General features: G+C 58.2%; 10 protein-coding genes. 7 read left to right on the forward strand and 3 right to left on the reverse strand.

Going from position 1 to position 9,882, the window contains the following annotated elements; all coding sequences use genetic code 11:
* Window positions 1–156: 156 nt before the first annotated feature.
* A complete protein-coding gene (locus EII30_RS08685) occupies window positions 157–861 on the reverse strand; it encodes an exonuclease domain-containing protein (RefSeq protein WP_124886950.1) in 705 nt (234 codons plus the stop codon).
* 128 nt (window positions 862–989) lie between these two features.
* On the opposite strand from EII30_RS08685, the gene EII30_RS08690 reads away from it, so the two are divergent.
* The 3 genes from EII30_RS08690 to EII30_RS08700 are packed head-to-tail and all read left to right on the forward strand — an operon-like array spanning window position 990 to window position 3,519.
* Window positions 990–1,859 carry an alpha/beta fold hydrolase gene (locus EII30_RS08690; protein WP_124886951.1) on the forward strand — a complete coding sequence of 290 codons (870 nt, stop codon included), beginning with the start codon at window positions 990–992 and terminating at the stop codon, window positions 1,857–1,859.
* 13 nt (window positions 1,860–1,872) lie between these two features.
* The gene (locus EII30_RS08695; RefSeq protein ID WP_124886952.1) at window positions 1,873–2,730 is read left to right on the forward strand and encodes an RNA methyltransferase; all 858 of its coding nucleotides are present in this window, start codon (window positions 1,873–1,875) and stop codon (window positions 2,728–2,730) included.
* 3 nt (window positions 2,731–2,733) lie between these two features.
* Window positions 2,734–3,519 carry a hypothetical protein gene (locus EII30_RS08700; protein ID WP_124886953.1) on the forward strand — a complete coding sequence of 262 codons (786 nt, stop codon included), beginning with the start codon at window positions 2,734–2,736 and terminating at the stop codon, window positions 3,517–3,519.
* Between the two features lie 191 nt (window positions 3,520–3,710).
* On the opposite strand, the gene trpD is transcribed toward EII30_RS08700, so the two are convergent.
* A complete protein-coding gene (gene trpD, locus EII30_RS08705) occupies window positions 3,711–4,766 on the reverse strand; it encodes an anthranilate phosphoribosyltransferase (protein ID WP_124886954.1) in 1,056 nt (351 codons plus the stop codon).
* Window positions 4,767–4,961: 195 nt separating this feature from the next.
* Between trpD and EII30_RS08710 the strand changes: the two genes are divergently transcribed.
* Genes EII30_RS08710 through EII30_RS08725 form a run of 4 tightly spaced genes read left to right on the forward strand, consistent with a single transcriptional unit; the run spans window position 4,962 to window position 9,129 of the window.
* Window positions 4,962–5,582: a heme-copper oxidase subunit III gene (locus EII30_RS08710; protein WP_124886955.1), complete on the forward strand. Its 621-nt coding sequence runs from the start codon at window positions 4,962–4,964 to the stop codon at window positions 5,580–5,582.
* A gap of 19 nt (window positions 5,583–5,601) precedes the next feature.
* On the forward strand, window positions 5,602–6,402 hold the full coding sequence (locus EII30_RS08715; RefSeq protein WP_124886956.1) for a c-type cytochrome: 801 nt from the start codon (window positions 5,602–5,604) through the stop codon (window positions 6,400–6,402).
* Window positions 6,403–6,448: 46 nt separating this feature from the next.
* On the forward strand, window positions 6,449–7,525 hold the full coding sequence (locus EII30_RS08720; protein WP_124886957.1) for a ubiquinol-cytochrome c reductase iron-sulfur subunit: 1,077 nt from the start codon (window positions 6,449–6,451) through the stop codon (window positions 7,523–7,525).
* Window positions 7,522–9,129, forward strand: a complete 1,608-nt coding sequence (locus EII30_RS08725; RefSeq protein ID WP_124886958.1) for a ubiquinol-cytochrome c reductase cytochrome b subunit — start codon at window positions 7,522–7,524, stop codon at window positions 9,127–9,129. The genes EII30_RS08720 and EII30_RS08725 overlap by 4 nt, the downstream gene beginning before the upstream one ends.
* Window positions 9,130–9,290: 161 nt before the next feature.
* Here the strand turns inward: EII30_RS08725 and EII30_RS08730 are convergent, their stop codons facing one another.
* Entirely contained in the window at window positions 9,291–9,782 is a 492-nt protein-coding gene (locus EII30_RS08730) for a hypothetical protein (protein ID WP_124886959.1), read from the reverse strand.
* Between the last annotated feature and the right edge of the window lie 100 nt (window positions 9,783–9,882).

Raw genomic sequence — 9,882 nt, forward strand, 5'->3', positions numbered from 1 at the left:
TATGTGGCATGAGCTGCATACCTCTGACCCGTACCGGCTTGATTGGGACTAGGCGAGAAATGCCACACATTTTGTCCACTTACCCTAGCTCTATCCCTCGCGGGGCAGCGGCGACCACTGTCTCCGGCTCCGCCAACCCCGCCGGCAGGAGCACCGTTAGCTCCGCTGGCGGAGCGGCCAGTCCTTGTTAATCACCTCGTTTTTGCCCTGGCGATTAAGCCACTCCTCGAAGTTGGTTGCCCAGGAGGTGTGCCACTGTTTTTGTAGGCGCTGCAGCTCAAAAATGTCGACGTTCAGCTGGTCATAGAATTTTGCTACGAGACGCAGCAGCACGGCTCCCGCGGCGATTGCGTCATCACCAGCGGTGTGGGCGTTATCGAGCGAAACACCGTAGTGACTAGCGAGCATGCCGAGCGTCCGCTTACCCTTCCGGAAGCGATCCTGCGCCCGATCAATGACCAGCGGATCCAGCACCAAAAGCTCGCTGGTGGGCCAGGCGATGCCGTGTCTCGCCGCCTCCTCACGCAAGAGACTGAGGTCGAAGGTTGCGTTGAAGGCGCAGACGGGGATACCGCGCGAGGCCAGCTCACCGAGCTTGGCGACGATAACCGCGACCGCCTGCGCCGGATCCGCTCCGTCGCGCTGTGCGATCTCATCGGTTATTTTGTGAACTGCGCTGGCTGCCGGAGGGATTGGAACCCCTGGGTTGATGATCCAGTCGCTGCGCTCCGTCACCTGCTCGTGGCTGTTGATAACAGCGATTGAGGCGGTGACTATGCGATCCGCAAAGACATTGGTGCCGGTTGTTTCTGTGTCGAAAACCGCAAACTGTTGAGCCCATCCGGGCAGCTTCTCTGTCATATCTCAAGCCTACCCGCACAACCAGGTTTTTTGGTGACCGCGCCCAGCCTCGGCCGTATTTTCTGCTGCGCACGGGAGAGGAGCGAACCTCAGTTTCAGCACAGTATCGCTCACTACTATAGGTAATCATGTTTGATCAGAAGCACACCGTCACAACCCCGCTAACAATAACCAGTTACTGGGAGGCCGGGCCGGTAACCGGCAGCCCGGTGTTTTTTGTGCACGGCTTTCGCGGTGACCATCACGGCCTGCTGCAGATCGCTGAGCGGTTCCATCGGATCCACCCGGAGGTGCGCTGCATAATTCCCGATCTGCCCGGGTTTGGGCAGAGTCAGGCAATACCTGGTAGGGAGCACACAATCGACAGCTACGGCGAGTGGCTTACGGATTTTACCGCCGCGATCTCGGATCGCCCGAACGCGGTTGTTGCGCACTCCTTCGGCACGCTGGTGACGGCCGCGGCGGTGTCCCAAAACTACCGGCCGGTGAGCGCGGTGCTGATCAACCCGATCGCCGCAAACGCGCTAAAGGGGCCACGGGCAATCCTTACCCGGGTCGCGGTTGGGTACTACGCACTCGCGAGAAAACTCCCGACCAGGGCTGCTGACGCGCTAATCGGGCACCCGCTGATTGTCCGCTCGATGAGTGAGATTATGGCCAAAACGAAAGATCCGGGGCTGCGGCGGTGGATCCACCAGCAGCACGACCAGTTTTTTAGTAAATACAGCGACAAAACCACGCTGCTTGAGGCGTTCACCGCCTCGGTATCCAACGATGTGACCGCTGCGGCGGCCGCGTTTACAATGCCAACCCGCGTGATTGCGGGGGCACTGGACGATATTACGTCGCTCGTTGATCAGCTGGAGCTGGTGCAGCGGATGCCGGACGCCAACCTGCAGGTGTTGCAGGGGACAGGGCATCTTGTGCACTACGAGGCTGCTGACGATGCGGCGGAGTTAATCGCTGAGCACCTGACCGCGAGCAGCGTCACACAGTAGACCGGCCACCGAAATGACTGAGCCGATCTATCTAACCTCCCTCGACGATGCGCGCCTGGACTGTTTCACCAGGCTGACGGATGTGCAACTGCGCAGCTTAAAAGAGCAGGAGAGTGGCATCTATCTTGCTGAGTCCGAGAAGGTGATTGCGCGGGCAATCGCCGCCGGACACCGTGTGCTGAGCGTTTTAACGCCCGAGTCGGCGATGGCTGCGGTGCGGGAGCTGCTGGCGCGGCAAGCAGGGGAGTTGGAGCCGCAGCTGTTTGTTGGTTCGACGGAACAGCTCGCTGAGTTAACCGGCTTTCAGCTGCACCGTGGCCCGATCGCCACGGTCGCCCGGCCCGAACCAACCCAGCCCGCTGAGATTCTGAGCTCCAGCAGCAGGGTAGTGGTGCTTGACGGGCTGGTGGATCACACCAACGTCGGAGCTGCTTTCCGCGCCGCCGCAGCGCTCGGGGCCGACGCGGTGCTGCTGAGCGACGACTGCGCGGATCCGCTCTATCGCCGCGCCGTGCGCGTCAGCATGGGGGCGGTGTTTCAGCTGCCGTGGGCGCGACTGCCAGACTGGCGGCTTGCTGGCCCGCTGCTGCGTGAGCACGGTTTCACCCAGATCGGCTTCGCGCTGCGAGAGGGGTGCGTTGAGTTTAGCCGTTTCCTGGCGGATCCGCTGCCCGCGAAAACAGCGTTTTTATTCGGGTCAGAGGGGCACGGACTCAGCAGAAAAGCACAGGGAGCAGCGGATACACTTGTTAAAATATCGATGGATCACGGCATTGACTCCCTGAACGTTGCAAGCAGCATCGCTGTTGCGCTCTGGGGTGTCAGACACGCGGCTGCCAGCGGGGCAGCGGATCACGAGAAAGGGCATTAAGCGGTGAAGCAGGCAAGCAGAGCGAAAGCGCTTATTACTGCGGTTCTGACGGCGATTTTGGGCCTCGCGGCCTACCTTTTTGGCGTGCAGAACGCAACCGGTCAGCTCGCCGAGAACACTGCGCTGGGTGCGTCCGAGTTTACAACCACACCCGCCGGCCCGCTGGGGATGGTTAACCCCACATCAATCCTCGTCAGCGGCGGTATTGTCGTGCTGATCGCACTGTTATCCTGGGGGATCGGGCGAGCCGTGGTGATTGCGGGCGCCACCGCCATCTCACTCGTTGCATCACAAATCCTGAAATCAGCGGTGCTGGAACGTCCCGATATCTGGGAAATCTCGGCGGTCAACACCTTCCCAAGCGGTCACGCAACGGTGTTCGCGGCGCTCGGGTTTGGGTTGATTATTGCCCTACCAGGAGTAGCGAGAGGTTTTATGTCAGTTATTGTTGCGGTGAGTGTCGCCCTGATTAACTGGCAGATTCTCGCCGCGGGGTGGCACAGGCCAAGCGACGTTATAGGAGCGCTGGCGCTGGTGCTCGCGAGCTACGGCGTTATGGCAGCGCTGATCCCAGCAACCGCGAGGCGCGGCAAGGTGCAGCTGAGAAACACACCGAGCCGTGTGATCCTTAACGTGCTCGCAGTAATCACACTGGTAATCAGTCTCGGCTGCGGCATTTATGCCTGGGCGGCAAACAACGCCTCGGTTTTGCTAACCGCCGGCGGCTATCTCTGTGCGGCAATCGCGTTCTGGGTTTTCCGTCGCACCTACACGCTGATTGATGTTTAGACTCGCAGCTTAACACTTAGCCACACTAGTTTCGGCTTAGCGGAGACGTTTGGGTTAGGTTCAGCGACTCCGGTATTTGCTTGATAATTTATATTATGTCAGTTCAGCTCGGCAGAGTCGCCTTCGCCTGCTTGACTCGCTTGATATGGACCCTACTCTGATCCGACTAGTTGAGTCCTGCCCCGACCCGCCTAGGCGCTGGTCAGTGCGAGCCAGCTGTGCAGCTGTTTTTCAGCAGCGCCTGAGTCAACAGCCTCGGCGGCTGACTGGTACGCCGCAGCGAGACGCTTCAGCAGCGGCTGGTTCGCCAGCGACGGATTCTCATACAGCCGGTAAGCAGCAATCGCAGCCGCCGCGTTTAACAGCACAATGTCTCGCACCGGCCCGGACTCACCCGCGAGGGTTCGCTTCAACACCTCAGCGTTCTCCTCCGGCGTGCCACCGCGCAGCTGCTGCAGCGACGCGCGCGGTATGCCAAGCTCAAGCGGATCCAGATCGTGCTCCGTTACCGCTCCCCTCACAACCTCCCAAATACGGCTGTGACCGGTTGTTGTTAGCTCATCCAGGCCGTCATCACCGCGGAAAACAAGCGCTGTTGCTCCCCTAATCTGGAAAACACCGGCGATCAGCGGCGCCTTTGTGGCGTCGGCAACACCGATTGCAGATGCCTCCGGGCGCACCGGGTTGCAGAGCGGCCCCAGGAAGTTAAACACCGTCGGAATCCCCAGCTCCTTGCGGGTTTGCGCAACGTGTTTGAAACCTGGATGCAACTGCCCCGCGTGCAGGAACGCAAGCCCGCTCTCCTGGAAAATCTCCGCCCAGCGCTCAGGGGTAACGCTCTGCCCCACCCCGAGTGCCGCCAGCACATCCGCTGCGCCCGACTTACTGCTAGCAGCGCGGTTGCCGTGTTTCACAACCGGCACACCGGCCGCGGAGGCAACAAAGGCCGCGGTTGTTGACACGTTAACGGTTCCGTGCCGGTCTCCCCCGGTGCCAACAATGTCAACGGCGTTGCTCGGCAGCGGCGGCACAGTTGCAACGCCGAGAATCGAATCACGGAAGCCAACGAGCTCCCCCACTGTTACTCCCTTGGCGTTGAGAGCCGTGAGCGCGGCACCCTGTTGGGCGGCGGTTGCGGATCCCGACATGAACGCCGCCATTAACCACTCAGCCTGCGACACGCTCAAATCATTTTTGCCTAAAAGCTGGGTTAAAATCTCCGGCCAACCGAAATCCGCGTCAATCATAGGTCTATTTTAACGGATTGACCCCCTTATATAACATCTGATGAAGATTTGTACACGCCGCAACATGAGAATTGAACATTTCTCAGTTAAATATCAGGTAAGATTAAACAGACCGTTGAGCTGAAAAGCTCCGCGCGGGTAACCGGGCGGGAAAGTAAAACGTTTCAGCCATAATGGAGAGGTAATAGAACCACAATGAGTACTAAATCAGCCGTGCAGGCGGTGAAGCGACCAAATATCGTCGCTACCGGCACGATTGTGTGGCTTGGTAGCGAGGTTATGTTCTTCGCTGGCCTGTTTGCCATTTACTTCACACTGCGCGCCATGGCGCCTGAGCAGTGGGAGTACGAGACTTCTAAGCACAAGCTCGCCTTCGCTCTGATCAACACAACCATCCTGGTGCTGTCATCCTTCGCTTGCCAGTTCGGCGTTTTCGCTGCCGAGCGGATGCAGGCACGACGGACCGGTTCTATCTTCCAGCTAACCAAGTGGGGCACCGTCGAATGGTTCTACCTCACCTACTTCATGGGCGCGATCTTCGTTGCCGGTCAGGCATACGAGTACGCAACACTCGTTTCTGAGGGCGTGACGCTGCAGTCCAACGCTTACGGAGCCGCTTTCTACCTCACAACCGGCTTCCACGGCCTGCACGTATCACTCGGTCTGCTCGCGTTCCTGTTTGTTATCGGCCGTATCTACGCCGTGAAAAACTTCACACACAAAGAGGCAACAAGCGCTGTTGTGGTTTCTTACTACTGGCACTTCGTTGACATTGTGTGGATCATCCTGTTCAGCATTATCTACCTCGTGAAATAGGGCAAAGGAGATAACTAAGATGGCTAAAGCCAAAAAGAAGCTCCGCAAGACTGGTCGTCGGCATCCGCTCGCGACAGTTGTGCTCGTAGCGGTTGGCCTGCTTATTGCAGGAGGAGCATACGCTGGATTCAACCAGACCGCTGCAACCGCTGAGGTTGACATGAACTCGGCTGAGACCATTGAGGCCGGCCGTAAACTGTTTGCCGCTAACTGTGCAACCTGTCACGGTATGAACGCTGAGGGAACCGAGGACGGCCCAAGCCTGATCGGTGCTGGTGCTGCCTCTGTTCACTTCCAGGTTGGCACCGGTCGTATGCCGCTCGCCTTCCAGGGTCCGCAGGGCATGATTAAACCACAGCAGTTCACCGAGGAGCAGACACTGCAGATGGCAGCTTATGTCGCCTCCCTCGCACCGGGGCCAGCAATCCCCGAGAAGAAATACCTTGAGGCTAGCGGCGACGCAGCTAACGGTAGTGAGCTGTTCCGCATCAACTGTGCGATGTGCCACAACGTTGCCGCAGCCGGTGGTGCGCTTACCCAGGGTAAGTTCGCGCCAACCCTAATCGGTGTTGACGAGGCACACATCTACGAGGCTATGGTTACTGGTCCGCAGAACATGCCAGTGTTCTCTGACGCAAACCTCACTGCTGAAGAAAAAGCAGACATCATCACCTACCTGAAGTACATCGAGAATGAGCCATCAGTTGGTGGATTCAAGCTCGGGTCTCTGGGTCCAGTGGCTGAGGGTCTGTTCATTTGGATCATTGGTTTGGGAGCTGTTGTCGCACTGACCGTGTGGATCACAGCCAAGTCAAACTAGTAAGCAATCGTTAAGTTTTTAATTAAATCTAAGGCTAGGAGCAACATTGGCAGAGGAAGCGAAAAACGGCTACGGTGATGCCGTTGTCGCCAGCCATGATGGCCACAGCGACACACATCAAGATACCGGTCTTGCTGTTATCTCAGATGACGCTGTAAAGGATCCGGGTCTTCCGGCACACCGGAAGCGTGTGACAGACACCAACCCTAAAAAGGCTAAGAACGCAGAGCGCGCGGTATTCACCCTGTTCTACCTGTCAATAGCTGGAAGCTTGGCTTCGGTTATTGCCTACATGTTCTTGCCAATCGAGTCCGGTCAGATGGGTGCGATCAGGCTGCACACACTGTTCGTCGGTCTCGGAATGGCTCTCGGTATGCTCGGTATCGGCCTCGGTGCTGTGCACTGGGGTAAGGCACTTATGTACGATGGCGAGTCAATCGACCACCGTCACCCGGTTGCCAGCGACACAGAGACACGCAAAACCGCGGCAGAGATCTTCAAGATCGCTGACGAGGAGAGCGGCTTCTCACGTCGTACCCTGATCCGCAACAGCCTGTTTGGCGCGCTGATCGCCTTCCCAATCCCGGGCATCACCCTGCTGCGCAGCCTCGCACCGATGGAATACGATCCGGTAGAGCTGCTCAAGCACACCATGTGGGAAAAGGGAACCAGGCTTGCTCGCGACCCGAGCGGTGTGCCGATTAAAGCATCTGAGGTGACCATTGGATCCGCATTCCACGTCATCCCGGAGAACCTCCGCGAGGCTAAACTGCCGCTCAACGAGAAGGCTAAAGCAATTGTGCTGCTGATGCGTCTCGACCAGGCAGAGCTGAAAGAGCGTGAGGAGCGCAAGGGCTGGTCATACGACGGAATCGTTGCCTACTCTAAGGTTTGCACCCACGTTGGCTGCCCTGTGGCACTGTACGAGCAGCAGACACACCACCTGCTGTGTCCATGCCACCAGTCACAGTTCGACGTGTCAAACGAGGCAAAGGTTGTTTTCGGACCTGCAAAGCGTCCACTGCCCCAGCTTCCAATCACTGTTGACGAAGATGGTTACCTCATCGCACAGAGTGATTTCCATGAACCTGTTGGCCCAAGCTACTGGGAGCGTCTGAAGTGAGTAACACAAACGTAACAACAAAACCAGCGCAGGCAGGCTTTACTGCTAAAGCAGCCAACTACATTGACGAGCGCACAAAAGTTGGCGTTGCCGTTAAAGAGTTCGGTCGCAAGGTATTCCCCGACCACTGGTCATTCCTGCTCGGTGAGGTTGCGCTCTACAGCTTCGTTGTCATCCTCATCTCAGGAACCTTCCTGACCCTCTTCTTCGAGGCGTCAATGGTTGAAACACACTGGAACGGCCCGTTCGCGCCGATGAAGGGTGTTGAGATGTCAGCCGCTATGGCGTCAACACTCGACATTAGCTTCTCTGTGCGCGGCGGTCTGCTGATGCGTCAGGTGCACCACTGGGCGGCGCTGCTGTTCGTAGCCTCAATCGGTCTGCACATGCTGCGCGTCTTCTTCACCGGTGCTTTCCGCAAGCCACGTGAGCTCAACTGGGTTATCGGTTTCGTGCTGTTCGTACTGGCAATGGCTGAGGGCTTCACCGGCTACTCACTGCCGGATGATGTTCTCTCCGGTAACGGCCTGCGAATCATTGACGGCCTGATTAAAGCCTTCCCGGTTGTTGGCACCTGGCTCAGCTTCCTGTTCTTCGGTGGCGAGTTCCCTGGCATTGACATTATCGGTCGCCTCTACATGCTGCACATTATGGTGCTGCCGGCAATGGTTATCCTGTTCCTGGCCCTGCACCTGACCTTCGTTGTGATCCACAAGCACACCCAGTTCCCTGGACCGGGACGCACACAGCAGAACGTTGTTGGCTTCCCAGTGCTGCCGGTTTACGCAGCGAAAGCGGGCGGTTTCTTCTTCATCGTCTTCGGTGTTATCGTGCTGATCGCGTCACTCTTCAGCATCAACCCGATCTGGAACTACGGTCCATACGACCCATCACCGGTATCCGCCGGTACCCAGCCTGACTGGTACATCGGCTTCGCGGACGGCGCGCTGCGTCTTGTCCCACCGGGCTGGGAGACCGAGTGGTTCGGTTACACCTGGTCATGGAACATGCTCATCCCAATCCTCGTGATCGGTGTGCTGTTCGTCCTGGTAGCAACCTACCCGTTCATTGAGGCCTGGGTTACCGGCGACAAGCGCGAGCACCACATCCTGGATCGCCCACGTAACGCCCCAACCCGTACCGCAATCGGTGCAGCGGGTGTCACCTTCTACGGCACCCTCTGGGCTGGCGCGAGCTCCGACCTGATGGCAACCCACTTCCAGCAGTCACTCGAGTTCATGATCCACATGCTGCAGGCGCTGCTGATCCTCGGACCGGTTATCGCCTACTTCGTAACCAAGCGCATCTGCCTCGGTCTGCAGAAGAAAGACCGCAGCATTGCACTGCACGGCTACGAGTCAGCACGCATTGTTCGACTGCCAGGCGGTAAGTTCACTGAAATCCACGAGCCGCTCGACGAGTACGAGCGCTGGGAACTGGTTAGCTACCACAGCTACGAGCCGCTGATGCTCCGCCCAGACGCTGACGGCAAGATCAAATTCAGTCAGCGGATCCGTGCCGGTTTCAGCCGCTGGTTCTTCGAGGACCGGATCGTACCGCCAACTCAGAAAGAGATTGAGCAGTCACAGCACGATCACCACTAAACAACAAATAACAGTGTTCCCCGGTTTTTACGCCGGGGAACACTGCTTTATACGGACAATAGCGCGGGCTATACTCTGGTTTATCGAGAAGGCTAGCCGATTATAGGCGCTCGATGCCCAGCTTTCAGGCGCGGGCTGGCCGCGGGTTATTTGGCGGCGATCTACCCCATCACCCGCACCACCAGGTCATCTCTACCAGGTGCGGCAACAACCTGCACTGGCGCGCCGGTCGCCGGATCATGGGTAACCCCGGCGGGAAAACCGAGCAGGTTCCAGACACTGACCGTCGGCGCGAACTTGAGATTTGCGGTGATGTTGCGGATCCACGACCGCCGATGCCACTTACCCGCTCTCGGCGGCAGCTGGGCAAGCCCCGGTGTTAACAGCACCCCGTTCTCCCCCAGTTGCTCTGCAATCCGTGTGGCGGCAGCAAACTCGCCGGACAGCCACTGCGGAAACAGTTTGCCGAGGAGGCGCCCAAGCGCAATGTGAGTGCGATTCCGCGGCTCGATCTCGTGCGGAAGCAGACTGCCTGCGGCAATTTCAGCGTCCACGTCAGCTGCGGCGCCCGCGGTCCAGCGCGTCAAAAGCGGCAGCGGGTTAGCCGGATAGGCGGTTCTCAGCTCACTAACCGGCAAACCGCGCTGCTTCAAACGCTCAGCAGCTGTCAGTGACGGTCGAAAAGTAGCCCACTAGCGCCGCTCGAAAAGTAGCCCAATTCATCTAAAAATGAAAGGGTGATTTCTTTGGATA

It is taken from the genome of Leucobacter sp. OH1287, from assembly GCF_003859945.1.
Lineage (GTDB): Bacteria > Actinomycetota > Actinomycetes > Actinomycetales > Microbacteriaceae > Canibacter.